The organism is Longimicrobiales bacterium (assembly GCA_029245345.1).
Classification (GTDB): Bacteria; Gemmatimonadota; Gemmatimonadetes; order Longimicrobiales; family Gaopeijiaceae; genus CALFPJ01.
Window position 1 is genome coordinate 139,062 of the sequence record JAQWPM010000012.1, and the last position, 24,530, is coordinate 163,591.

The following is a 24,530-nucleotide window of genomic DNA, read 5'->3' on the forward strand; positions in this document are numbered from 1 at the left end:
AGTAAAGACCATAATGCCGAGGTCGTTCTCCGCATCGGCCCGAGGCGCAGGAGATTGTTCTCCTCACTCTTACGCAGGTAGCCCAACCGACCGATCTTATTCCCGACCGAGCGTGGTCGCTACTCTACGAAGACAGCGATCTCGTCGATGGACTTCTTGGTGATATCGGGCACTGTCGCAGCTTCGTCCGGATACCCACACACCAGGATCAGAAAGGCCCGCTCATTGGCTGGCCTTTCGAGCACCTCGTTCAGAAACTTCATGGGCGACGGCGTGTGAGTGAGCGTCACCAAACCCGCATGATGGCAGGCGGTGACAAGCATCCCTGTCGCGATCCCCACCGACTCCGACACGTAGTAGTTCTTCGCCTTCGTTCCGTCGTCCATGAGTTCGTAGCTCTCGGCGAAAATCACGATCAACCACGGCGCGGTTTCCAAGAACGGTTTGTGCTCATCCGTCCCAAGGTGCTCAAGCGCCTCGATCCATTCCGGCGGCGCCTTACCACTGTAGAATTCGCGTTCTTCTTCTTCGGCTTCTTCACGGATGCGAGTCTTGATCGTGGGATCCCCAACAACCACAAACCGCCACGGCTGGCGATTGGCTCCGTTGGGCGCCGTGCCCGCTGCAAGGAGGCAGCTCTCGATGACTTCCCGAGGAACGGGTCGGTCCGAAAAGTCACGCACTGTGCGCCGACGCTGCATCGTCGCCAAGAAGTCGTCCGCCGCCTGCTGCATCTCTTCTTCGGAGAGCTCGTGGTAGGTCGAAAGGGGTACGAAGTCGGCGCGAGCCATGGGACTCCTAGCTGATCAGTTCGCCGTACAATTCGACGAACGAGGTCGACGTGCCCGCGCGTGCCAAGATCTCCGCGGGCGGAACTCCGAGAGTCTGGGACAGAAGTCGAACATTCACCAGAGCTATGACATCGTCTCCCGTGAGCACGATTTCACTCCAATTCTCCAGGGGGAGGCTCCGGAACTGGCGGTAGGCAGCCTCGAGGCGCCCCGCGTCCGCCGAATCAGAGATGGGGAGATGAAGGGCCTCGCCACCCACGCCGTAGCGTCGGGCCAGGTCGCCCCAACCGTCCCCAGCTCGTCGGAGCGCATCAAGCGCCTCTGGCGAGACACCGGCGCGTTCAGCGATGAAAAGGACCGCGGGAATCTCATGCGCTGGCAAGGCCGAGTCGCGCATGATCGAAATCTCAGATGCGGGCAGGCGGAAAAACTCGGCGACGGCGCGGAAATAGGCGTCCTCCGTAGAGGGCCGATCCTGGGCTTCGGCCCCATGAGCCAGCAAGCCCACCGCGATCCCCGCCCACGCGATCCCACGAATCCAATCCATACGTCCCCCCCCCGAGTGTTCCTGACCGTTCGAATCTTCTACAGATACACGTTTCGGGCCAGGGTAGGGTTCTGGGTGGCTAAAGCCCCGAGGCGCTCTGTCACGATGGCAGCATTAACGCCTTGTCCGTGGCACGACTCTTGAGATATAGACACCTGCAGTCTCGGATGACGAGGGGACACTGACGATGGGAGGCAGCCATGAACGCCAAAGGAAACAACAAAAGAAGCGGTCGAGAACGTGACCTCGGCCGCGCGATGCGTGAGGTCGATGAGCGGAGTGACGCTTCGATTGCGGAACGCCACGTCGTATTCGATTTCACAGGCCTACATCGGCCTGACGTCGCAGATTTGGCACTAATCCTTACGGCTCGGCTGCAAACACCTCCACATGAGAGCGTCTGGGTCCGGGCCATCGACCCCAGAACCGACTTCATCTTGAGGGCCCTAGGGCTGGATCATCTCTTCCGGCACTATCCCGGCACCGGCGTGATGCACTGACGGTCCGAGGGCATCAAGCGAAAGAAAGCCCCGGTGCGCCAAGCGCATCGGGGCTCTTTGTTTTCAGCAACTCCGTCCTTCAAAGAGGACAGGGGCAACTGGGCCACAGTCCCTCGCTGCAGAACACGCTTGACCCTTCTCATGGCGGCATGCATCGGGGATTCACTCTTCTCGGTCGCTTCTGGGAAGACCTCGCCCAGCGAGATCAATCCGAAAGCCAGCGCGTACACGTCCCAGATAAAAGACGTGCCCGCCGCCCTGCGGGATGAGTCGTGCGAGTGATCCACCGACATCTCCCACGCCCTGGATCAAAACCGTGCTCCCCATGACCGAGTCGGTGCCATATACATGCTCCAGCGCTGCACGAATCTCTTCATACACACCGAGCGCCGTATACGGACCGGGATCTGTCGGGCGTCCCGGGATGCCATGCACCTGACGGATTTGCCTCCGCCCACCGGGAGCCCCGTTGCCGCCCACTTGTGGGTCATGCCACGAGCCAACCGCATCGCATCGCCCAGACCCTCTTCCGGCCGGTCGTAGACCTTCATCCGACAGCCACCCGTAGCAGGCCCCAGGGTATCGTCGTGGTTCGCCACGACGATCCAACTTCCGGTGGGGTGGTCTTTAGCGTACGACGACCCCGGCGCCATCCCAGTCCTCAGATCAGTTCAAGGAACGTCTCTTCGCCGAAGGCCCCCGGCCTAGAAGGCCACGAAGGTCAGCGGTCTGATACGATGCGCGAGTAACTCTCAGGATTCCATTTCGGGCGTTCCGCAGCATTTGCGATATCGACCCCTAAGTAGAAAACCAAGCGAGCGATGCGCGCTGCCTTTTCCGTATCGATCCGGTCCGGCTCGTCGTCCCGTCCGTGATAGTCGTCGTGGGTACCGTTGAAGAAGAAGAGCACCGGCACACCCTTGCGAGCGAAGTTGTAATGGTCCGAACGGAAGTAGAACCGCTCTTCCGGCCATACATCGTCAATCGCAGTCATGCGTAGCTCGGGATGGTCTCCGTTCACACGATTGAGCGTCTCGCCCAGATCCGAGTGTTCTTTCCCGATCGCCACGATCGTATCCGTCCAATTCCGACCAACCATATCAGTGTTCAGGTCGGCAACCATGGATTCGATTGGCACCGTTGGATTCTCCGCGAACCACTCGGAACCCCATAGTCCCTTCTCTTCACCACTCACGAGGATGAAGAGGGTCGAACGCTTGGGTGCGACCGGGAGAGAGGCCATCGCTTCGGCCACTTCGATGACGGCGACCGTTCCCGATGCGTCATCGTCCGCTCCATTAAAGATGGAGTCACCGTTCGCATCCGGTGCACCCATCCCGACGTGGTCCATGTGACCGGAAAAGACCACGTACTCGTTCTTGAGTTCGGGGTCACTGCCTTCCAGGACCGCAACGACGTTTGGTGCGTCAATCATCTCCGAGCGCATGCTCTGGGAAACGGTGACCTGAAGGTCTTCCACAACCAAGATCTCGACGTCCCCCTCCGCACGGGCCTGAAGCGGAATCATGTTCACGCCGTGCTCTCGCAAGACTTCCTGGAGTGACTGCGTCCGTACCTGGAGAAGTGGCTCAAACGCATCCGAGCCACCACCGTTCTCGCCTCCCCATCCTTTCTGAACGCCGGACCCCATAGAACGGCGAGCGTTACTCGCCCAACGCTCATCCTCAGTGGAGTTCGTGATGATCACTGAAAGGGCACCTGCCTCCCGCATCTGTCCGAGCGTCTCGAACATTGAACGATCGATGCCCTGGGCATCAGCAGAGAGCACCCAAACCACGTGAGCGCCCGCAAGCGCGTTGCCGGCGAAGGCGCCATCCATTCCTAGCGATCCCGAGACGAGAGCAAGCCGCCCGGTGGCCTCTCCTTCAGCGGAAGCACCAAACAGCGGGAGCAGATCCTCTCCGAACGAGAGGCGTGCGCCGCCCACGTCCATGCCCGAGGCTTCCGCGTCAACCGTCACTGACCGCAGCGGATAGCGCTGAATGAAGCCACCGTCCTCGACACCCCCGCGGAGCCCCATGCGGCGGAACTCTGATGCGGCCCATTCAGCGGTCTTGCTCAAACCGGGGCTCGGAGTGTCTCGTCCCTGCATGGAGTCGTGCGCGATCACTCCAATGCGGTACGCGTAGTCGTCCTGCGTGATGGTCGCGACTGCCTCTTCGAGTCCTGCCTGCTGGGCCGATAGTGCTGCCGGGGCCAGAAGGGCGACGGCAATCGCCCGGAAAGTCTTCGTCATCGAGGTGCTCTGTGTTGAACGCTTTAGGAGCGTGAAGTCTGAACAAAAAAGCGGCGGCACACCAGTGTTGGTGCGCCGCCGCATATCCTGCGAATCGCCTGCTGTTACGAGGCGCCATCCAGTCGTTCGAGGAGCGCCTGCAGCTCTTCGACGGTGCGGTTGGCGCGCATGATGAGCCACCCACCATCGCGGGGAGTGATCACACCCGCCTTCCCATCCTCCGGGAACGGATCCAAGTCATCTGGATCCACACCCTCGGGAAGGTGCAGCAACTCGAGTATCTCCCCGTCCTCGAGCTCTTGAAGAACCCGGACGCCCCCGGCGGTCACACCTTCTGAAATCCAGGACATATCGATCAACTCGAGTCCGCTAATCACAAACGGGGGCGCATCCCCTACATGTCGATCAGGATCCTCTTCGTCTGAGTGGTTCGACGGGACCAGGGACAGGCCGGCCGTGGCCTTCCGGGCCGACGTAACCACGTCCGGCCGCCGGCCCTCAGCCCTCAGTACACTGGTGGCGGCGTAGCGCTCAGCCGCCGGTGCGAGCGCCACCAACTCTGATCCAGAGACTCCGAGCGGCTCTGGCGACTCCTCTGGCGCGGGTGGTCCAGACTGGTCCACGCCTGATTCCGCAGAGTCCACAAACTGACGGAATACCGCAGGTGCCTCCGCCGTCATCTCCCGCAATCCGGTCCTCGGCAGTGCATCCGTCATCGATTCCTGGACGGGTGACGCGGCCCTCTCGACGTCCTCCCGGACTCGATCAGGTGCTGCCTGCGCCACAACATCAGAAGAGGTGGTGGCCGAGGTGGCCGCTGCGACCAAGTCCTCGTCGTCCGCCGTCACCTCGAGTCCCGCGAGCTCCTCAGAGAGAGACCGCAACGGAGCACGTGGGGCCGACGGAACCTCAATCGGATCCATCATGCCAAGCGGAATCACTTCTCCGCCTCGCAGCATCCAGCCTGCTCCTACCGCCAACACCACAGAGGCGGCCCAACCCATTCTGTAGAGACGACCACTGGTGCCGGTCGGCTCAACCCGCACGGCAGCAGCTCGGGACCGGAGGTCCTCGAGCGGAGGCATATCCAACGGAGGCAAGATTCCGCCCAGAATCGCGATCGCCTCATCACGGACGGCCCCAGCCTCGCCCAACTGGATCGAACACTGTGTACATCTCGCAAGGTGGTCCCGAACCGAATCGGCCTCGCCACCGGGGAGTTGATCGAGAGCTCCATCCAAGTAGGCATGAAGGATCCCTTCGCTAACGTGCGACATTGGCCTTCTCCGTCTCCGTCTCGTGATATGCATCTGCTAGACGGCGGCGGGCACGTGCGAGCGTGGTCCCAATCGCCCCCACCGCCAGCCCCGCCTGCCTGGCAATTTCCGTGTAGCTCTGTCCGGCGTCCCACAAAAGGAGGACATCGCGGTCGCGGTCACTGAGTCCTTCCAAGGCCGCCTTCACACGGACCATCCTCTCTTGCTCGGACAACTGATCGTTCAAGTCGGGAGCTGAAGCTTGGAGGTCCTCGGTCTCACTCTTGAGAAGGGTGAGGTGTCGCTTGCGCCGTATTACAGTGCGGGCTTCGTCACGAGCTAGGTTGGCGGCAACTTGAAAGAGCCACGCCCGGGGTTTTTTGGGCTCGTGGCGCAGCGCGCGCACGAACGCCTCCTGCGCGAGATCCTGAGCCCGTTCGACATCCCACACCTTCCGGTGCAGAAAGCGCACGAGGTCGGGATAGGTGTTCCGATATACGTCGGTCCAGTCCACGCTCATCGCACCGCCTCCCCATTTCGAAATGCATCTACCAGCTCGGTGAGCCGATCGTTGTCGATCTCGTCGAGCCCCGTGTCAGAAATACTGATGCTCATCTGCTGCCCAGCAATGATCACACGATCCAATTCACCGAATACCGGTGCGAGTTCCGGAAGGGCGCGCACGAATTCGAAGTACGCGGTGCTGAACGCTTTCACTTCGATCACTTCCAGAACATCGTCGTGCGTCGCATCCGTCCATACGCCACGCTCTAGCGTGAAGGTCCGCCCCGCCACCGCACGTACGGTCGCCGTCTCACCCCCAGCGTATTCCTCTTCCATTTGTCTGAGCTCGTCGAGCGTCGTCGCTTCCCTCCGCTTGCGTGCGGCGGACGCGTCTCGCACAGCACGCTGTCCGCTGGCCTGTGCAGGGGAGTTCAGCGTCCCGACGGCGGTGCGGGCGGCCCCTGTGACCATCAAGCGCTGCATATCCGGCATGCCCGGCGTAGCAGCTACGATGTCCGGTTCCTGTACGAGGTAGGACGTGTACTTGCTCGGCAGACCGTACCGGAGCGCCACGCCACGTATCTCAGCGATCAACGACTCGGACGCACCTTCCGTCCAGATCTGGCGCTCGAGGTGTCCCAATTTTCTGGAGGCCCAGAGCCGAGGGATGTACCCGTTCGCTTCAGTCGCTTCCGGAAAACGAACTTCAGTCGTGAACGTCAGAGCCGCCCCAGCTCGGCTCCCGTCAACGCTCACCCGGCTTTGCCCATCTCCCTCATAACGCCCGAACAGCACCAACTCCTGCCCGACAAAGACGTCGGGGATTCGAACGGGAAAGACGTCGGTCAATCGCGTCGGGCCACCGGAGAGTGCGATGTCTGTGAGCACAGGGTGCCGGATCTTCGCAGTGAGGAGCCCGACGACCCTCTCCACATTCTCGCCCGGCTGCACGTAATCGGTGCTCCCCCGGCCAGCCTCGCCCAAACGATCGAGCAGATGGGTGTTCACGTCGTGCCCCACACCAAAGGTGAACACACGTGCCCGACCAGCGACTTTCTCAGCCCGATCAGCCAACCGTTCGGGCGACTGCTCACCGACCGACGGGAGGCCATCTGTGAGGAACACCACGATCGGGAGCCGCTCCTCGGGGCTCTCGAGCCGGAAGGCCTCTTCAAGCGCCGACCCAATGTCGGTGCCGCCGTCCGCCACCAACCGCGAAACCCATTCCCGGGCCTCTGCCACTTCGTGCCCGGTCGCCAGAGACCAATCCACGCCACTCATTCTGACAGAGTTCGAGAACGCGATCAGGCGAAAGCGGTCATCGCGAGAGAGCGACCCCAGGAGCTGGTTCAGCGCCTGTCGCGCCTGGACGATCTTGTCGCCCGACATGGACCCGGACACGTCCAGCACGACTGTAACGTCCCTGGGCGCCGCTTCTATTCTGAGGCGCTCTGGAGACAACGTCAGCATGAAGTATCCGTCCTCACCAACAGGACGGTGCGTGGCGAGCGACAGTCCCACGTCCGCTCCCGCGAACGGAAAGAAGATCGATAGCCGACCGAGAACTTCGTCGTCGACGCTGACATCGAGTCCCTCTTCATGCCGACTGACCTCCAAGTCATGGGTCGGAGAGAACGGATCCAAGAAGTCGTGACCGTTCGCCACTTCTATCTCGAACGAGGCTTCAACCGGCTCAGGAACAGACCTGCCTTCCGGCGTATGGATCCCCGAGCGCCCCATGGTCCCCCGTACCGCGCCAGCATAGACCAGTTGAAGGGCATCACCTGCGCGCTTCAGCACCTGCGTGTATCGGAGCGTCACCTTCCGCTCCTGACCGGGCTCGATAGGGAAGACACGTGCCCGCAAGAGTCCGTGTCCGGCCAACTCGATGAGGGCAGGGTCGGCCCTGCGACGGACGATGTCTTCATAGATGCGCCGGGCCTGGCCTGCGTCCATGATCTCGCCGCGGAGTTCTGTGTCGCCCTGAAAGAGGGAAAAGCCCTCGAAGACAGCCTCACTCGGGAGCGGGTATAGATAGTCTCCCTCTGCGACCCGATTTCCGTCGTTCACGAACCATTCAGTCACCTCGACCACAGCCACACGGCCATGGACGCGAACACGAACGTCACTGCGCACTTTCTCCACAGAGAACCCGCCCCGCAGAACGGGAAGTTCGACCCATCCCTGTGCCGACGCTGGAGCGGCCGCCCCCATAAGAGCCACCACCAATCCCATCGATACCATCCACCGGCCGGGTGTCCGCATCACATTCCTCCTGTGTCTTTCCTCCATCGGCCTATATGACGCTCCGGGCGCACCCCCTTGCACAGGACGACCCTAATTGACTCATTCCAGGTCCGGAAATACGAACTGATTCGGAGAATTTACCCCTGAAGATCGTGGTGTTGGGCGGCGGAAGAGTTGGAAACGCCATCGTGCGCGACCTCGCCGCCGAAGAGGACTTTTCAGTCCTCGTGGTCGACGTTGACCCTGTCGCTGTGGATCGTCTCACGGAGCACGGTGCCGACGGAGTCGTTGCAGATCTTTCAGATCTGAAGATGGTTTCGAAGGCGGTCGCGGACGCAGACCTCGTCGTCAGCGCCGTACCCGGTTTCATGGGCTACCAGACCGTGGAACGCGTTCTTCAAGAGGGACGACCCATTGTCGACATTTCGTTCTTCCCGGAAGACGCGTTCGGACTCGACGCGCTCGCGAAGGAACAAGGCGTACCATGCCTCGTCGACTGTGGCGTGGCTCCTGGCCTCAGCAACATGATGTTCGGACGTCTCGAGGAGCACTTGGACGAGACCTACTCGTTCCACTGCTTGGTCGGCGGACTCCCCGTGGAGCGTTCGTGGCCCTGGGAGTACAAGGCGCCATTCTCCCCAAGAGACGTGATCGCGCTCTACATGCGCGAGGCTCGCATGAGGAAGGGTGGTGTTGAAGTCGCTCTTCCCGGCCTCTCCGAAGTCGAACTGGTGAACTTCCCTGGGCTGGGGACCCTGGAGGCTTTCAACACAGACGGTCTGCGCTCGCTCCTGAAAACGTCGGACGTCCCGGAAATGGTCGAGAAGACCATGCGATACCCGGGGCACGCCGACAAAATGAAGGTGCTCCGCGACGCCGGCTTTTTCTCTTCGCAAGACATCTCAGCAGCATCGGGAATCGTTAAGCCAAGGGACGTCACTGAGGCCCTCCTGTTCGACGCTTGGACGTTTGACGAAGGCGAGCCGGACCTGACCGTCATGCGCATCACGATTGAAGGAGCGAAGGACGACAAAGCGCTCCTGCACACATACAACATGCTCGACTACTACAACCCGGACACTGAGACCTCATCCATAGCTCGGACGACGGGATACACATGCACCGGCATGGTACGATTGGTCACGAGTGGACTCTGGAACGAGCCAGGCGTAGCACCGCCTGAGATCGTCGGCCGAAACGCGGAGTGTTTCGATTCCGTGATCAATCATTTGGAAGACCGAGGCGTGCACATCTTCCAACGTGTAGACGAGCTCTAGAGGGCCTCCCTCAGAGGGCCTATCTGCCTGGTGCAGCCACCCGCAGTACAGGTAGCTCACCGGCTTCGATTTGCTCATCGAGGAGCGCCCACGCGACGAAGCCATCATCCGAACGCGGCTCCAGCAGCGTAAAGGCTAGCCGGCCAAGGGGCTGATCCACCGACACGTACGCGGTCCCGGCCGGGAGAGTCTCGATGGTGGCGACCCAGTTGCCCCAAATCGTCCGCTCGTGGCGGCCCTGGAATTCGCGCGGGGCGACTGTGGTCGAGTCGATCACGAATCGCTCCACCGGGAGTTCTCTCTCGGTAGCGTATCGGATCACCGTGAGCCCGTGCGCTTCGATCTTGTCGATCGCCTCGTCCGCCTCTGGAAGGATGTAATACGCCGCCGGGGCAATTGCGGTCTCAGCGGGTTCGAAGGTGCCGTACTCGTACATCCGCGTGGGGTTCACCACATCCCGCCGGCGCAGAATAATCGAGCCGGTGTTCGGATGCCGTTCCTCATCGACTTCACCCATGAGGATCGTGACTTCCTGTTCGGACTGCTGGAACTGAGCGCGCGTGGCCAGGCTCGTGCCTACGACCGTCTGACGATCCGCAGCAGCAACGATATCCCTGATCTCTCCGGCATTCTGTTCCGCGAAATCCAGCACCTCTTCAACGAACCACAACGTGCCACGCACTCGGTCCTCGAAGGTGGCATAGGCGTACGCCTCACTCAGGATCGCAAAGCGATTCCGAAGCCCGACGTAGTTGTTGTTGAAGCGCGGGCGGTGATCGAAGGTGTACCACCCGGGGCGCCGCGGATTCGCATTCCCATAGTAGTAGTAGTCCCACCCATGCTTCTCCTTCACGCGTGACGTCACCTCAGGAAGCCATCGATCGCGAAGCATACGATCGATGGAAGAAGGCGTGTTCGGGTGCAAGGGCGGCGAATAGGTGAGGTGGTACGCGTGCCTCGTCCCGTTGGTGGTGTGCAAGTCGATACCAACGTGAGGGTCATAGGCGTTCATCATACCGACCAAGGATCGAGCCTCTGGAGAATCCAGCTTGGTATGATCTCGATTCAGATCGAGCCCTTGAGCGTTCGGACGCTGTCCCATCCCGCCAATAGGGCCGTGCTGCCGTGGTCGATTCCCCAGCGACACGCGCTCGTTCCCGTCGGCGTTGTAGATAGGGGCCACAAGGAGGACGAGATCGTTCGTCCATGTTGGGTAGTCACCAGTAGCAAATCGCCGTAACAACATGAGCAACGCTTCTTTGCCACAGACCTCACCGGCGTGGATGTTGCCTTGGATATAGACCCGGGTCTTCCCGGTTCCGAGCACCGACTCCGGTGTCGCATCGGGGGCCCCCACTATCAGGAGCGGCAGCGCGCGGCCCTCGTTGGTATAACCGAACGTCGTCATGTGAATATCCTGCGACATCTCGGCAATGCGCGTCGCGAGTTCTACCACGTCCTCGTACGAGCTGGTCTCGGTGAACTCCGTCCGTTCGGCGCGCGTGAGCAGTTCGTCGAAACGCGCCTGTGCGGCAGAAGGCACGGGAGCGCCAATCGAGGCGAACCCGAAGACAATCAGAGCAATCGTAGTGCGGCGCATATCCGTGATTCCAAGCAATTGGTTCGGGTCAGGGACGGCAAATTACCGTGGCTTCGAACGCATGGCCACGCCCCGACGTTTCCTAGTAGCTTCTGGCGCCACCAAAGAGTGGTGTACGCTCCAGCGACCCTCGCCGTCAGCGATTGTGGCAACCTCCCTTCCCCTCTTGTACGACTGTCACAACTGTCCGTCGTACTGCTGCACATACTCACGAATCGAGGTCACGGTTCGTGATGTGACACGTCTCGCGCGTCATTTTGGCGTCACAGAGTCTGAGGCACGAGAACGCTACACCAAGAAGGGCTGGGACGAGGGAGAACGCGTACTCAAGCATCAAAAGGACGAGGTATACGGGAGCGCCTGCAACCTGCTGGACCTCAAGACGCGGCTCTGCACGGTGCACAAGTCACGGCCCGAGGTGTGCCGTGGCCATCCCGCAGGGACGACGTGTGGGTACTACGTCTTCCTAATGTCAGAGCGGGCGGACCACGACGATCCCGATGCCGTTGCCCGCGCGTACAACGTCCCGGGTGAATGGCCTGAGCTGGAGGCGGGGGACTAATCGAGGCCGCCGTCAGCTGGAAAGAAAGAAAAGAGGCCCGCGGGGAATCCCGCGGGCCTCTCTTTTCTTTAGCCGCCTAATCGACGACGGAGCGAGACGACTCAGGTCGCGACGTCGAAACCCGATTCTTCGAGTGAGTGCATCTGCGCTTGATCTTCACTGACGGCCTGAGCACCGAAGAGATGGATCGAGCGGTCAGCCATGTGCGCATACCGCGGATCGTGTGTGACCATGCAGATCGGGGCGCCCTCTTTTGTGGAGTTCCAGCAACAGTTCCATGACCGGGTGCCCTTCCTTCGATTCCGAGTTTCTTGGGGAACGGAGTCGCTGAGTATCCGGACGTCACCATCCGCATCTCCTGCTGAGTGGCGTTCTTATGGATCCGATAGCGCGTCGACGTGTTCGCGGCCGCTTCGGGTCAGAGCGTCGGCGGCTTCCGCGAGCAAGCCCAGTCCACGAAGAGCGAGTCGGCGCGATTCCGGATCGAGATGCTGAAGCATCCGATGTACACGATCCGGGTCCAAGTCGGCCAGCCCCTCACGCATCCGCTCCCCGTGGTCTGTGAGCAGGACATTCATCACGCGCCGATCGGCAGCGTCCCTCTCCCGGAAAATGAAACCACCCACCTCGAGCCGTGACAGAGTCAGGGACATGGTGGACGCGGTGACCCCCAGGTGTTCTGCCAGTTCACCGACCATCACCGGGTCTTTCGTGTCGAGGTGCCTCAGAATGCCCGCCTGATGTGCGGTAAGGCGCTTCCCCGACTCAGGGTCAGCCACGTGGCGCATCCGGCACGCAGATCGGATCCGTGGATAGGCGCTCAAGAAGGTATGGATGTCAGACATTTACAGAAAAACACCGAAAATATGAAAACCGTGATACCTATAGAGTAATATATTTTGATTCGTCAAATCAATAGTCTTGTCACACACAATGACATGGATCTGTACATTTTGGGATTCCTGCGGGGTTTTTCGAGCTGATCGCTACCGAAAGCGCCGTCAGCGGCCTCCTCGCCAGCGTTTCATGAACCGCCTGGAAGCGCCTTTCTTGATCGGCTCGCCGTGCGTGAAGCAAGCGACACCAAAGTCGGGGGAGGCAAGCTTCTTCAAGCTCATCACGGCCTGACCGAAGTGCTCGTTGAGCGGCATCTCCCGGATTCCCCCAGCAATCTTCGCGGCCCAGTCCGTCCTACCGGCGTCGACTAGGCCCCCCATCATCGCCACCATCAATCACGAACGCCTTCGTCCCCGGGAGGGATCTCTGGCAAAGGCCGTTTTTGATCTTGAATTTGGACGCGAGCTTGTCGCGGAGCGAGGCGTCGCCAGCCGCCATAGATGACTAAACAAGGGGCCCGACGCCAATGCCAGAGCCCTTTCCCTGATCCAGAGTCCGGTCTCGATCAGGCCATCAATCGGAGCGGAGAGCCGTCTGGGGACTCACCGTGCTGGCCCCGGCGGGCTGGGAAGGCCAGGGCCACCCCCACCGTCAGGACAGCCGTCGCCGTCACTTAGGTGAGCGGGTCTCTCAGAGTCACCCCATAAAGCAAGCTCAAAAACACCTGCGCCGTAGCGAGCGCACTCAGCACGCCAATTGCGAACGAAAGCAGTATCAGAGCCAGGCCCTGGCCCACAACGATCTTTGCGATCGTGCCCTCTTCTGCATCCAGCGCCATTCGAATCCCGATCTCCTGTGTCCCCTGAGCCACCGAATACGACAGCACTCCGTATATGCCGACTACGGCAAGGAAGAGCGCCGCGGCAGGCGCCGAGCTCTTCGAAGGCCCGGCTCTATTCGCGGAAGTCAGCATATTCCGGCCAGGACGAGGGACATTCGTTGAGTCCCATGGTGGAAAACTGACTCCACACTACGGCCAGCCGATCAGGCTCTGGGAATGGGAACGGACGAAGGGGAGACTGCCAGGTCGTTGGACGCCCCAGCAGACCCAAAGATTCAGACGGACCATCCAGGGTCTCGACGCACGATAGGAAACAGGCGAGCCACCACATAGCTTTTGCGCGCCGACTCATCTCAACAAGCCGCGCCTCGATGGAATGGATCAACAGCCCTGAAGCCTGGGTCGCTTTGTTCACCCTCACGATCCTAGAGATCGTGCTGGGGATCGACAACATCATCTTCATCGCGATCCTGGCCGATCGTGTGGAGAAAGACTCTCGAGCCAAGGCTCGACAAATCGGCCTCACACTCGCGATCGGGACCCGAATTCTCCTGCTGTTCTCCATCACGTGGATCATGCAGCTCACGAGCGAACTCTTCGCGCTCTTCGATCACAGCTTTTCTGGTCGCGACCTGATTCTCATTGCGGGTGGCATGTTCCTCCTCTTCAAGTCCACCCGTGAGATCCATCACAAGCTCGAGGGTGATGAAGCGAGTCAGGATACGTCCCGTGGCGCTGCAGCATTGGGAGCCGTCATCGTTCAGATCGCTCTCCTCGACATCGTCTTTTCGTTGGACTCCGTCATCACGGCTGTCGGTGTAGCTGACGACATCCAGGTGATGGTCCTCGCGGTTCTGATCGCAGGCGGCTTCATGATTTGGGCCGCAAGCCCCGTGAGTCGCTTCGTCAGTCAGCACCCCACTGTGAAAGTGCTCGCGCTGTCCTTCCTACTCCTGATCGGAATGTCCCTTGTCGCAGAAGGCATGGGGACCCACTTCCCGAAGGGGTACGTCTACTTCGCCATGGGTTTCTCGGTCTTCGTGGAGGTGCTCAACCTGTGCGTGAAGGGCACACAGGCACCGGTGCACCTGCGCGGGCCGACCCTCGAGGAAGCCGAGGCGCTGTCCAGCGACGACTAAGCGTCTCACCGGATCCACAAAAAAGCGCCGCCCCGAAGAAATCGGAGCGGCGCTTCTTTGTGTCTTACTGCTGTGCTCTACTGCGGGACGTTCCGCGCCTACATCGTGCTCTGGACGCCGGCCGAGCCGTCAGCCGAGACGACGAAGTAAATCCACATGCCCGTGGTACCGTGACCAGGGATGTAGCAGACCAACGTGTAGGTGCCAGCGGCATCCGCCGTGAACGTGACCGTTTCAGTCTCGCCCGGCATGGTGCCATCGATCATCGACGTCGGGTTTTCAGTGACCGCACCCGTGAAGACAGGCGTTGGGTCGAGCATCGCACCAAACGACGACGCCTCCGCAGAGACCCCAACGCTGTGCGCCATGGCTGGATCTTTGTTGACCAGGTCGATTGTTACCGTGTAACCCACTGGAACAGTGATGGCCATGCTGCCTTTGGTGGCACCATTGTAGTTCCAATAGTTGTTGGCATTGGTCGCACCGGCGGTCAGGACGATGTGAGCAACCTGTGCATCCGCATCCACAGCGAACCACTCAGGAGTGGTCATTTCACCGCCGGGGAGCTTTGCTGTCGGAGCAGCCGCTTCCGCGGGCTCCGCGGAGGCGCTACTGGCAGCGCCGCTCTCGGCCGGCTCGCCACCACCACACGCGGCGAAAACGGCAAGAGCCGAGAGGATCGAAAAACGCTTCATCTAAGGCATTCCTGTCTGAGTTAGAAGCCCGCAGCCGTCCGGTGGACCGCAGCGGGAGCAGAAATGTAATTCGTTCGATCCCAACGGGAATCCGGGAAATAGCCTACAAGCACGTGGGGAATATCACGACTAAGAAAAGCCCGGCCGCCCAACGGGCGATCGGGCCTTCGATACTGTGGCTCCACACCGTCCCTGTCAGTGCAAACCCCCTAGCTCAGGGCCCTGCAGCGCTGAGAGCATGCTCCATGGGTCGCATGTCCTCCGCCACTCTACGAAATAACTGAGCGATCCGGAAATCACCCTTTCCCTCTGCTCGGACTGCCGCCCTCAGCAGAAATCGGATCCGCCCTTCCACGTTCATCATCATCCCCTCTCGGTCCGAAGCCCCAGTTCTCCCCAACCACCCATCGTCCACACCCACGAACCTTGCGTGTACCTGTATCACCGGCCTGCATGACTTGAGACGTTGTGACGGCTTGGGACGTTGCCTCAGGCTAACGGCGCCACTCCGTCCATCCGGGTCCACGGACTGGCACCCCTGGCATGGCTCCGGTGTGACGGCCTCTGTTTACGACCTCTATCCCATTTACAAATACATGCTCGATACCGGTCGACAATTGGTGGGGCTCATCATACGTCGCACGATCTCCGACGGTCTCCGGATCGAAGACGACCACGTCTGCGAAGAAGCCTTCCTTGAGCAGTCCGCGGTCCTTGATGTGAAGTCGGGTGGCCACCGCAGACGACATTTTTCGGACGGCTTCCTCGAGCGTAGTCGCGCCCTCTTCTCGGACATACTTCCCGAGGATACGCGTGAATGTGCCATACGCCCGCGGGTGTGAGAGGCCTGTAGCGGTCTCCGGATCGATCCCGCCAGCATCCGTCCCAAACTTCATCCACGACTGACCGATCTGCATCGCGACGTTTTCTTCGCTCATCATGAAGTAGATCGTGCCAATTCTCTGCCGTTCGTCTAAGACCAAATCAAACGCGGTCTCGATCCAGTCCTTCCCGACCTCCGCTGCCACATCAGCGAGGTATCGGCCCATGTACTTGCGATTCTCGGCCTTGTTGAATCCGAGGAGCAGGACTCCCTCTGGAGTGGAGAGAGAGCACAGGTTCTCCCAGTCCTCCGTCTGGTTCTCGATCTCGGCGCGAATCCGGCCACGCATGTCGGCGTCCGCGAGGTTGTCGAAGAGCTTCCCATCTGCCGACGCCCAAGGGGGGAAACACGCGGTTAGACCCGTGCCACCGGCGGTGTACGGATACATGTTCGCTTGAATATCGACGCCGGCCGCACGAGCCGAGTCGATCTTGGCCACAGCCTGTGCGGCCTTGTGCCAATTCCGCTGGCCGCCCGCCTTGAGGTGGTAGATCTCGACCGGCACCCCAGCCTCGGTCCCGATCTTGATCGCCTCATCGATGGCCTCGAGGAAATTGTCCGCCTCCGAACGCATGTGTGTGATGTACACGCCGCCGTAGGGTGCCGCCGCACTGTTGATCGCGATTAACTCTTCGGTGGAAGCGAAGTTTCCGGGAGGATAAATGAGTGCCGACCCGATTCCGAACGCACCGTCTTCCATGGACTGACGGACTGCGTCCTGCATCGCGCTCACTTCGGGTCCCCCCGCCTTACCCATGGCCTCGCCCATACCAAGCACGCGGATCGTGGTCGCGCCGACGAAAGAGCCAAAGTTCACGCTCCCGCCGTGGGCTTCCATCGCGCTCATCCAATCTCCGAACGTCTCAAAGACCGAGCGACCAACAGCTCCGCCGGCGGCGGAAAGCATGGCAGCACTAGCAGGTCCATTCGTCGTGGACTCGCCCATGATCTCTGTGGTCACCCCCATGGTGACCTTGGAAACGACCCGGCCATCTCCGTTGCCCAAGAAGTTGAATCGTGAATGGCTTTGAATGTCGATGAAGCCGGGAGCCACTACCAAGCCCGTCGCATCGACCCGCCGGTTCGCCGGTTCTTCGGAGAGCATGCCCGGGGGAGTAATCGCAGCGACGCGATCTCCGCGGAGCCCGACATCCGCCGGAAACGACGCATTCCCGGTTCCGTCCACGATGGTACCACCTGAGATCACGACATCGAACGGCGAAGACGTCGGCTGGGGCAGGACGCCAGAGGGAGCACCCCCGCATCCAAATAAGAAGAGACCGAAAAGGAACGGAGCAAATAAGTGGCGATTCACGAGAGCCTCCGGGCAATTGGCGCGCGGCCAAGCGGCCGGCCTATAACCGACCAATACCTACGGGAGGAGTGTTACGTCAAACTGCCGTGGGCTTCCTATTGGTTGGCTGCAGCTCTGAACCGATCGAGGTACTCAGTGAGTTAGGTCAATTCGGACGGTTCCAGCGCTACGCCGAGACTGTCGTCCACGGCATTCAAGATGTCATCGAGTGAGTCGAGCAGGCCTAGTCCCTCCTGCGTAACTCGACACCACACACGGCGCCGGTCTTCTGTGCAACGCTTGCGAACGACCCAACCTCGCTTCTCCATCCAATCAATCAGGCGGGTGACGCCAGGCGTCCGTTCGATCATCCGCTCGCCGATCATCCCTGATACGTGTCGGCGGCCGACACCATGGCCTTTGAAACGCCCAAACCATGTCCATCGCTCCTTATGAAGTGAAAATCTTCTCGGTCATCACGCATGAGCCACGTGAGATCGATCTGACTACTTACGGAGCATCCTGAACTCCGGGACACACTCCGCCACCGCGCGAGCGCGGCGATAAATACTCCGGCAGTACGACAGAACGCCGCCTGACTCAACCATCTCGACACTCCAAAGTGATCGCCTTCCGGCACATTCCACTTTAAGATGTGCCGAGCAACCCGATCGTCCAGAAGGAGTCGGATCATGAAGCGTGTCCTGTTGTTCGCCGCCGCCGCTCTCGTCCTCACACCGTGCGGTACAGAAGCCCAACACACAGGGCTACCCGAGATCGTGAAGGTGAAGAACTACCTCCCACACATGACTCGTCCCGAGGTGGAAGATCTCCTAACTCGAAGTGACATGGTGCTGATCCCCGTCGCTTCTCTTGAGCAACATGGGACGCACCTGCCCATTGGCACCGACTACCTCAACGGTGTGGAACGAGCAAAACTCATCGCGCAACGTGTGGACATTTTGGTGGCGCCCATAATGATGCCGGGGCAGTCACCCTATCACATGGGGTTCGCCGGCACGGTGACGCTGCCTTCTGAGCTGATCCAAGAGGTCTACGTCGAGGCAGCGAAGAGCCTGATACAGCATGGGTTCAAGCGCTTTTTGTTCATGAACGCCCACGGCGGAAACCGCGCAATCACGACATTCATCGTGGATCGTATCAACCAAGAGACCGCAGGGATCGCGGTGAGCCTGGACGCCGTAACGGGTCCCTTCAGAGACCGCACAGTCAGCCGAGACCTACCGCTTCCGGCCGAGCCCATGTTCGATCGGCACGGGGGCACGCCAGAAACATCAAGCTCACTCTACATGATTCCTCAACTCGTCGACCTCGACGCTGCATACGCAGCCGAGCTCACACTTCCGCCACACATGGAAGAGATGCTGCCAGAAGTGGTCGCCGGAGATGCGACGGCGCTCGCGGTATTCCTTGCCGAAGGCCTCAAGGACGAAGCGACCGGCAAGGGGACCTCTTCCGTGGAGATGTCGAGCACAGGGGTATGGGGCGTCAGAGACCCCGCAGAAGCCACGCTCGAGCGCGGGCGCGTGGGGACCGAGGCAGGCGTAGCCGCAGCCGTCGCGTTTATCGAGCGCTGGAATGAGCTGCGACCGCCGGGGACGGGTCGCTAGAGATCACGTGGGCCCGCTCAGGCCCCAACCGCTAAAACTCGAGGGTGATTCCCACAGCGGTGATGATTCCTACGGAGACGGCAACCTTCATGGCTATTGCGGCCGTGCGGGCGAGTAGCACACCCCATCGCAATCACGACGATCAACCACAGGCCGGGGCAGGCCCAGGGGTATCAGCGCGAGGCACGCGAGCATCGCGAGAACGGCCAGGATAGAGATGAGAATGGCCATGGTCACCTACCCTACGAAGTGACGACAGGAAAGGTCCAGGGTGGAATGCCGGGCCTGCGGCTCCTACCTTCGTGATCATTCCGGAGCCCATGGAGCTGAAGATGAAGCACATCCGCGCGACGCTGTTCATGTGGGTCGCTCTCGTTGCATTTGGCGGACTGACCCCTGCCTCCACCGCCGCCCAGTGCGCGGACTGCGTCTTCCCCGGAGACGAGTGGACGATCCTGCGTGGGCCTGGCCTGGCCCAAGCCGGTTGGGACGTGCAGGCGCTCCGCGGCGTGACCCGCTTCCTGGCCGACTCCGCGAACTCGACCGGTGTCGTGGTCGCCCACAAAGGCCGGTTGGTTTACACCTTCGGCGATATCGAAGAGCTCTCGTATCTCGCGTCGGTGCGGAAGAGCATCCTCTCGATGCTCTACGGCTACTGGGTCGAGAACGGCACGATCGATCTCAGCGCAACGATGGAGGACATTGGAGTCGATGACGTGGGCGGGCTCCTCCCCATCGAGAAGCAAGCGCAGATCGGGCACCTCATCACCGCGCGGTCAGGCGTCTACCACCCTGCCTCGAACGGTGGCGACAACCTGGGCGACGCCCCTGCCCGGGGTTCGCAGCAACCAGGCGAGTACATGCTGTACAGCAATTGGGACTTCAACGCCGCCGGCGGGGTCTTCGAGATGCTCACAGGGCGGGACCTCTACGACGAAACCCAAGCGCAGATCGGGATCCCGATCGGGTTCCAGGACTGGAATCGCCCCATCCACCAGAAGGGTGGCGACCTCTCACGATCTCGCTTCCCCTCCTATCACTTCCACCTCTCGACTCGTGACATGGCCAGGATCGGGCACTTGATGCTGAATGAGGGGAGCTGGGATGGACGGCAGGTGATCTCCCGCGAGTGGGCCAAAGAGATCGTGTCCGTGGTGACCCCGCTTGAGGAGATGAACCCGGTCGGCCGCCGTGACGGCTACTTCGGGTACGGGTACATGTGGTGGGTCTTCGATGGGCCCCTGGCTGTGGGCCCCTTTGCGGGCGCCTACACAGGGCGCGGAGCCATCGGACAGTGGATTACGGTCTTCCCTGCCGTCGATCTCGTGATCTCCCACAAAACCAACTCGGTGTACGGTCGAACCACGAGCTGGGACTCGTGGCATCGGATGATCGAGCTGCTCTTTGACGCGGGCAATGTGGAGATGTCCGGACCGTACCCGTGGGGGTGAGCCCGGCCTAGTCGTCCTCTGGCGCGGCGCTCGTGGGCGCTTCGCCCGCTCCGGGGACCTGGGCCATGATGTATTCGGCGAGTGCTGTGATGGTGAGGCTCGGATTTACGCCCAGGTTGGACGGCACGACCGAGCCGTCCGCTACGTAGAGTCCGCGATGGCCGTGCACGCGCCCGGCCCGATCTACGACTCCGTCATCTGGGGTATCGCTCATTCGGCAGCCACCTAGGACGTGAGCAGTTGTGGGTGATCCGGCGAACGGGATCCACAGGCTCTGCCACACAGTACCGTTCATTTTCTCGGCCAAGCGGCGTGCGATCTCTCGAGCGACGGGGATTCGCACGGCAGGCGGCTTCTCACCGATCGGCAACTCGGATTTGAGAACAGCACGGCCCAATCCAAGCCAGCGTCGTTGGAGTACGAGACTGAGATGTCCTTCAGTCGGCTGCATGGCCAGTAGGATCGCTGACCGTGAGGCCCGTCCGAACGGCCACAGTCCGAGCAAGAATCTCGGAATACTCGAGAGCGCAGCGACGAGCGGAGCCACGGCTTGAGGAAGGCGTGACACACCAGCCAACGGGGCGGTCAGCCAGAACAGAACGTCCGACCCGCGGTTCAAACGCACCATCTCCACGAACGTGTCCGCGTCCGCTTGAAGGCCGGACGTAATCGCCACGTGGTCGCCGAGATCCACCGTCCGATCTTTGCTCTCCACCACCAGAAGTTCTTCGGAGTTCGTGCGTACGAACTCACCGATGCGAGGAGAAAGATCGGGCAGCCATCCCTTGTCGCGGGAGCGGAGTAGCAAGTGGACAGAACCTAAGACCCCTCCTGCGACCACGACCTGCTTCGCACGCCAACTCCTCCTTCCCGGATCGCGACGGAGAGGGTCTCGGACGTGGACCGTGTAGCCTCCGTCACGAGGCTCGATTCCCGTGACTCGGGTTTCCGGTACGATCTCGACCCCGAGCCGTTCTGCGAACCACAGGTAGTTCCTATCGAGCGTGTTCTTCGCACCGACACGGCATCCGATCATACACGCCCCACAGCGCGTGCACCCGGTGCGGCGTGGACCTTCCCCACCGAAGTACGGGTCGGCGACCTCGACGCCGGATTCGCCAAAGAAGACTCCGACATCGCTGGCTCGGAGCGTTCCCGATCCAGGCATCTCCGCCGCCACTTGTTCAAGAAGCTCGTCGGTGCGGCCAAGGCCTTCGCACGGGCTGGCTCCGAGCATGCGGCGGGCTTCGGCGTAGTGAGGCTCCAAACGACCGACCCAGTCGGCCCTCCCCCATTCGTCCTCACCGAAGGCCTGTGCCGGTGGATGAATAAGGTTGTTCGCGTAGACCAGCGAACCGCCTCCCACCCCCGTCCCATGAAGCACCAGCATGTGGCGGAAGAAGCTGACCGCCTGGATGCCGCCCCAGCCGAAGCGGGGCATCCACAGGTACTTCTTCAGCCCCCAACTCGTCTCAGGGAAATCCGAGCGCTCGTATCGTTTGCCCTGCTCGAGTACGACGACTTTGTAGCCCTTCTCCGCGAGACGGAGCGCCGACACGGATCCGCCGAAGCCGGAGCCGATCACCACGAAGTCGGCGTCGTAGTGCTGGAGGTCGTCGGACATAGTAGTGTGGTCGCGGAAGTAGTTCGACACACGCTACGGAGATCATACCATGAGCGACACTGCGGCGACCGATTCGGGACTCTTCATCCGACCGGTCACACCCACGATTGGGGCGGAAGTACTCGGTGTGGACCTTGGTGATTTGTCGGACGAGAACTTCGCCACGATTCGCGAGGCTCTCACGGAGCACCAAGTAATTTTCTTCCGTGACCAGGACATTTCCGTGGAAGCCCATAAAGCCTTTGGAGCGCGCTTCGGCACCCTGGACATCCACCCCAACGACCCCGGGCTGGACGGACACCCCGAGGTCATGATCATTCATGCGGACAAAACCTCAAAGCGCGTAGCGGGGGAGATGTGGCACTCCGATGTGTCCTGCGGTGAAGAGCCCCCCATGGGATCGATCCTGAGGATGTTTACCGTCCCGGAAAGTGGCGGTGACACGATGTTTGCCAGCATGTACGCCGCTTACGAAGCCCTGTCCGAGCGAATGAAGGAGATGCTCGAGGGCCTCACCGCGATCCACGACGGTGCTCCGTACTACCAGAGCGTGAACGCGATGATCGGGCGCGACGACACGCGGAAGGTCTACCCGAAGAGCGAACATCCGGTGGTTCGAACCCATCCCGTGTCGGGGCGAAAGTGCCTCTATGTGAACTCGATGTTCACCACCCAGATCCTTGGACTCCCCATCCCGGAAAGTGATGCACTCCTCAACTTCCTGTTCGACCACGTGAAGAGCCCCGCTTTTCAGTGTCGCTTCAGGTGGCAGCAGCATTCGATCGCCTTCTGGGACAACAGGTGTACACAGCACTACGCGGTCTGGGATTACTCCCCGAACGTCCGCTCCGGGTACCGAGTAACCGTTCGAGGGGAGCGCCCCCAAGCGTAGGACACGACCATCTTCCGCACTACGCCGAGGGTGGCTCCCTACTCTGCCCGGCCCATGCGTCGTTACGCCGTCCTCACCTTGCTGTGCGTTTTCAGGGCGTCGTGTAGTCCCTAGTGTACGGGAGTTTCGCGCTTGAGATCGGATGGATGGCGTGGGGCTTAGTGCGAGGTGGCGAGACCACGTCAGTCACGGCCGAGTCGTCCGAACAACGACCGAGCAGCCCTGTCGCCATGCATGATGTCGTGTTTTGGGCGGCTCTTTCGGCATGCGGAGCACCTAGGGGGCGCTCCTAGTCCTCAGCGTCGGGGCCGCAGCGCTTTGAGCCGCCTCGACCAGGTCTTCAACGGAGACCTTCTTCATCGTGACCGCCCTAACCAAGGCGATCGCACCCGTGAGGACACCGAGAGCGATCAAGACGAAGGTCATGGGCGAATGTTAGGTGAGGCCGACGTTGTTCCTCCGACCGAATACCAAGGTCCAAGCGCGAGTGGGCAAGAGACGAAAAAAGGGGACGGGCCCACTTTGGACCCGCCCCCCTTTAGTGTCGCTCGAAGCGAGACAGACTACATGTCGCCCGTCGGCCAAGCGTTGGACACCCCCCAATGAATCTGCCACGACCCATCATCCGCCTGCTTGAGCAGGTTGAGGTAACCGCCCGACTGGAACGGTGCATCCGCGCCGGCTTCCGTCGAAGCGAACCAGCCGCCGTCGAGCGCCCAGCCATCGCCGAGCTCCCACGTTTGCAGACTGTTGATGTCGACCGTCCTCCCCGGGCGCGCTTCCATCATGTCCGAAAGAGCGGTCGAGATCGCCTCGCGACCCATGACCTGCCCGCCGCGCGATAAGGATGCCATCGCGTCCTCGGTATAGTAGTCCGCGACCATCGAAGCGTGGCCCAAGTTGTAATGGGTCGCCCAGCCGCCTGTCAGCTCACCCATGGTCCCCTGGTTCTCCCCAGCCTCACCCTCAGGCGCCGAGAACTCAAAGCCTTCGAACGGGTCGTCCGTGAGGTTCCCAATATGCCCTGCGATCACCCAGGCACCATCGACCTTCACGTTGTGCGTCATGTAGGATCCGCCGTAGCTCACCGGCTCAGCCCCTTCCGGGCTTAGCGTCATCTCGTACATCCCCACGCCCACAGCCTGATCACCGAAGACCCTGACTTCGCCAGGCGTGATCACAACCTGCGGGTTCATCTCGGCCGTGCTTCCCAAGAAGGTCTCGATCGCTTCTGAACCTTCAGAAAGGGTTCCGTCCGAACTGAGCAACCAGGCTTCATCTGCATACTTGCCGGCAACCATACCGGGATGGCCCATGTTGTAATGCGTAGCCCAATACTCAGCGAGTTCGGTGACCGCCTGAGCGTCCGCGGATGCCTCGGGCGTAGCATCCGCCATCGCGTCGTCGGTGGCTTCTTCGGACGCGCAGGCGCCCAGCGCTAATGCCAGTGCCAGAGTGGCTATGGTACGGATCTTCATAGAGTTATCTCCCGGAGTGTCCAGCACGCGACTACGGATATGCCGCGGAGGAAAATCTGCGCGGCGCCGGACAGGATCGCAACCGATCCCGCATTTGATGGCAGGCGGACAGGGCCAGGCAGCCCGGCGGATGGATGGATGCACGGAGCTTCGCTCCGTGGTCTCGCGAAACATCACATAGGTCATCACTAGCGGCCTGACCGCTTGACTCGAACCAGCGCTGA

The 24,530-nt window shown here is 61.0% G+C and carries 26 protein-coding genes; 7 read left to right on the plus strand and 19 right to left on the minus strand.

The annotated features are described in order from the left end of the window. Positions 1 to 119 precede the first annotated feature (119 nt). Together P8L30_03620 and P8L30_03625 are read right to left on the minus strand one after the other, a co-directional pair. Positions 120 to 791 carry a nitroreductase family protein gene (locus P8L30_03620; protein MDG2239266.1) on the minus strand — a complete coding sequence of 224 codons (672 nt, stop codon included), beginning with the start codon at positions 789 to 791 and terminating at the stop codon, positions 120 to 122. A gap of 7 nt (positions 792 to 798) precedes the next feature. After that, entirely contained in the window at positions 799 to 1,338 is a 540-nt protein-coding gene (locus P8L30_03625; GenBank protein MDG2239267.1) for a hypothetical protein, read from the minus strand. A 200-nt stretch (positions 1,339 to 1,538) separates the two neighbouring features. On the opposite strand from P8L30_03625, the gene P8L30_03630 reads away from it, so the two are divergent. Next, on the plus strand, positions 1,539 to 1,838 hold the full coding sequence (locus P8L30_03630) for a hypothetical protein (GenBank protein MDG2239268.1): 300 nt from the start codon (positions 1,539 to 1,541) through the stop codon (positions 1,836 to 1,838). Positions 1,839 to 2,000: 162 nt separating this feature from the next. Here the strand turns inward: P8L30_03630 and P8L30_03635 are convergent, their stop codons facing one another. From P8L30_03635 to P8L30_03655, 5 genes are all read right to left on the minus strand, one after another. After that, entirely contained in the window at positions 2,001 to 2,273 is a 273-nt protein-coding gene (locus P8L30_03635) for a hypothetical protein (GenBank protein MDG2239269.1), read from the minus strand. Between the two features lie 286 nt (positions 2,274 to 2,559). Then, positions 2,560 to 4,095, minus strand: coding sequence for a M20/M25/M40 family metallo-hydrolase (locus P8L30_03640; protein ID MDG2239270.1), 1,536 nt, complete (start codon positions 4,093 to 4,095; stop codon positions 2,560 to 2,562). Between the two features lie 104 nt (positions 4,096 to 4,199). Next, on the minus strand, positions 4,200 to 5,372 hold the full coding sequence (locus tag P8L30_03645) for a zf-HC2 domain-containing protein (GenBank protein ID MDG2239271.1): 1,173 nt from the start codon (positions 5,370 to 5,372) through the stop codon (positions 4,200 to 4,202). Further along, positions 5,359 to 5,871 (minus strand): sigma-70 family RNA polymerase sigma factor, encoded by a 513-nt coding sequence (locus P8L30_03650; protein MDG2239272.1) that lies wholly within the window; start codon positions 5,869 to 5,871, stop codon positions 5,359 to 5,361. The genes P8L30_03645 and P8L30_03650 overlap by 14 nt, the downstream gene beginning before the upstream one ends. Then, positions 5,868 to 8,120 carry a VWA domain-containing protein gene (locus P8L30_03655; protein MDG2239273.1) on the minus strand — a complete coding sequence of 751 codons (2,253 nt, stop codon included), beginning with the start codon at positions 8,118 to 8,120 and terminating at the stop codon, positions 5,868 to 5,870. Before P8L30_03655 ends, P8L30_03650 begins: the two co-directional genes overlap by 4 nt. Positions 8,121 to 8,257: 137 nt before the next feature. On the opposite strand from P8L30_03655, the gene P8L30_03660 reads away from it, so the two are divergent. After that, on the plus strand, positions 8,258 to 9,379 hold the full coding sequence (locus tag P8L30_03660; protein MDG2239274.1) for a saccharopine dehydrogenase C-terminal domain-containing protein: 1,122 nt from the start codon (positions 8,258 to 8,260) through the stop codon (positions 9,377 to 9,379). Positions 9,380 to 9,398: 19 nt separating this feature from the next. On the opposite strand, the gene P8L30_03665 is transcribed toward P8L30_03660, so the two are convergent. Next, positions 9,399 to 10,979 carry a M14 family metallopeptidase gene (locus P8L30_03665; protein ID MDG2239275.1) on the minus strand — a complete coding sequence of 527 codons (1,581 nt, stop codon included), beginning with the start codon at positions 10,977 to 10,979 and terminating at the stop codon, positions 9,399 to 9,401. Between P8L30_03665 and P8L30_03670 the strand changes: the two genes are divergently transcribed. Next, entirely contained in the window at positions 10,969 to 11,541 is a 573-nt protein-coding gene (locus P8L30_03670) for a YkgJ family cysteine cluster protein (protein MDG2239276.1), read from the plus strand. The genes P8L30_03665 and P8L30_03670 overlap by 11 nt on opposite strands. A gap of 374 nt (positions 11,542 to 11,915) precedes the next feature. Here P8L30_03670 and P8L30_03675 read toward each other — a convergent pair whose 3' ends face one another. The 3 genes from P8L30_03675 to P8L30_03685 form a co-directional block, all read right to left on the minus strand. Next, complete coding sequence (locus tag P8L30_03675; GenBank protein MDG2239277.1) at positions 11,916 to 12,386, minus strand: MarR family winged helix-turn-helix transcriptional regulator; 471 nt, start codon at positions 12,384 to 12,386, stop codon at positions 11,916 to 11,918. 156 nt (positions 12,387 to 12,542) lie between these two features. After that, positions 12,543 to 12,761 carry a hypothetical protein gene (locus P8L30_03680; protein MDG2239278.1) on the minus strand — a complete coding sequence of 73 codons (219 nt, stop codon included), beginning with the start codon at positions 12,759 to 12,761 and terminating at the stop codon, positions 12,543 to 12,545. A gap of 290 nt (positions 12,762 to 13,051) precedes the next feature. Next, positions 13,052 to 13,351 (minus strand): hypothetical protein, encoded by a 300-nt coding sequence (locus P8L30_03685; GenBank protein ID MDG2239279.1) that lies wholly within the window; start codon positions 13,349 to 13,351, stop codon positions 13,052 to 13,054. Positions 13,352 to 13,590: 239 nt separating this feature from the next. Here P8L30_03685 and P8L30_03690 point away from each other — a divergent pair, with 239 nt between their 5' ends. Beyond that, positions 13,591 to 14,358, plus strand: a complete 768-nt coding sequence (locus P8L30_03690) for a TerC family protein (GenBank protein ID MDG2239280.1) — start codon at positions 13,591 to 13,593, stop codon at positions 14,356 to 14,358. A 98-nt stretch (positions 14,359 to 14,456) separates the two neighbouring features. On the opposite strand, the gene P8L30_03695 is transcribed toward P8L30_03690, so the two are convergent. The 5 genes from P8L30_03695 to P8L30_03715 all read right to left on the minus strand — a co-directional run bounded on the left by P8L30_03695 (position 14,457) and on the right by P8L30_03715 (position 17,924). Continuing rightward, on the minus strand, positions 14,457 to 15,053 hold the full coding sequence (locus tag P8L30_03695; GenBank protein MDG2239281.1) for a sulfocyanin-like copper-binding protein: 597 nt from the start codon (positions 15,051 to 15,053) through the stop codon (positions 14,457 to 14,459). A 214-nt stretch (positions 15,054 to 15,267) separates the two neighbouring features. After that, a complete protein-coding gene (locus P8L30_03700) occupies positions 15,268 to 15,417 on the minus strand; it encodes a hypothetical protein (protein ID MDG2239282.1) in 150 nt (49 codons plus the stop codon). Between the two features lie 130 nt (positions 15,418 to 15,547). Beyond that, on the minus strand, positions 15,548 to 17,251 hold the full coding sequence (locus P8L30_03705) for a D-aminoacylase (protein ID MDG2239283.1): 1,704 nt from the start codon (positions 17,249 to 17,251) through the stop codon (positions 15,548 to 15,550). Between the two features lie 140 nt (positions 17,252 to 17,391). Beyond that, positions 17,392 to 17,616 (minus strand): MarR family transcriptional regulator, encoded by a 225-nt coding sequence (locus tag P8L30_03710; GenBank protein ID MDG2239284.1) that lies wholly within the window; start codon positions 17,614 to 17,616, stop codon positions 17,392 to 17,394. Next, a complete protein-coding gene (locus P8L30_03715) occupies positions 17,613 to 17,924 on the minus strand; it encodes a hypothetical protein (GenBank protein MDG2239285.1) in 312 nt (103 codons plus the stop codon). The genes P8L30_03710 and P8L30_03715 overlap by 4 nt, the downstream gene beginning before the upstream one ends. Between P8L30_03715 and P8L30_03720 the strand changes: the two genes are divergently transcribed. Continuing rightward, complete coding sequence (locus P8L30_03720; protein MDG2239286.1) at positions 17,923 to 18,861, plus strand: creatininase family protein; 939 nt, start codon at positions 17,923 to 17,925, stop codon at positions 18,859 to 18,861. The genes P8L30_03715 and P8L30_03720 overlap by 2 nt on opposite strands. Positions 18,862 to 19,193: 332 nt before the next feature. Next, positions 19,194 to 20,312, plus strand: coding sequence for a serine hydrolase (locus tag P8L30_03725; GenBank protein ID MDG2239287.1), 1,119 nt, complete (start codon positions 19,194 to 19,196; stop codon positions 20,310 to 20,312). 7 nt (positions 20,313 to 20,319) lie between these two features. Here the strand turns inward: P8L30_03725 and P8L30_03730 are convergent, their stop codons facing one another. Next, complete coding sequence (locus tag P8L30_03730) at positions 20,320 to 21,936, minus strand: GMC family oxidoreductase (GenBank protein ID MDG2239288.1); 1,617 nt, start codon at positions 21,934 to 21,936, stop codon at positions 20,320 to 20,322. A 49-nt stretch (positions 21,937 to 21,985) separates the two neighbouring features. On the opposite strand from P8L30_03730, the gene P8L30_03735 reads away from it, so the two are divergent. Further along, positions 21,986 to 22,828, plus strand: coding sequence for a TauD/TfdA family dioxygenase (locus P8L30_03735; protein MDG2239289.1), 843 nt, complete (start codon positions 21,986 to 21,988; stop codon positions 22,826 to 22,828). A gap of 276 nt (positions 22,829 to 23,104) precedes the next feature. Here P8L30_03735 and P8L30_03740 read toward each other — a convergent pair whose 3' ends face one another. After that, positions 23,105 to 23,254: a hypothetical protein gene (locus P8L30_03740; protein ID MDG2239290.1), complete on the minus strand. Its 150-nt coding sequence runs from the start codon at positions 23,252 to 23,254 to the stop codon at positions 23,105 to 23,107. Positions 23,255 to 23,391: 137 nt separating this feature from the next. Further along, positions 23,392 to 24,306, minus strand: coding sequence for an SgcJ/EcaC family oxidoreductase (locus P8L30_03745; GenBank protein ID MDG2239291.1), 915 nt, complete (start codon positions 24,304 to 24,306; stop codon positions 23,392 to 23,394). Positions 24,307 to 24,530 lie beyond the last annotated feature (224 nt).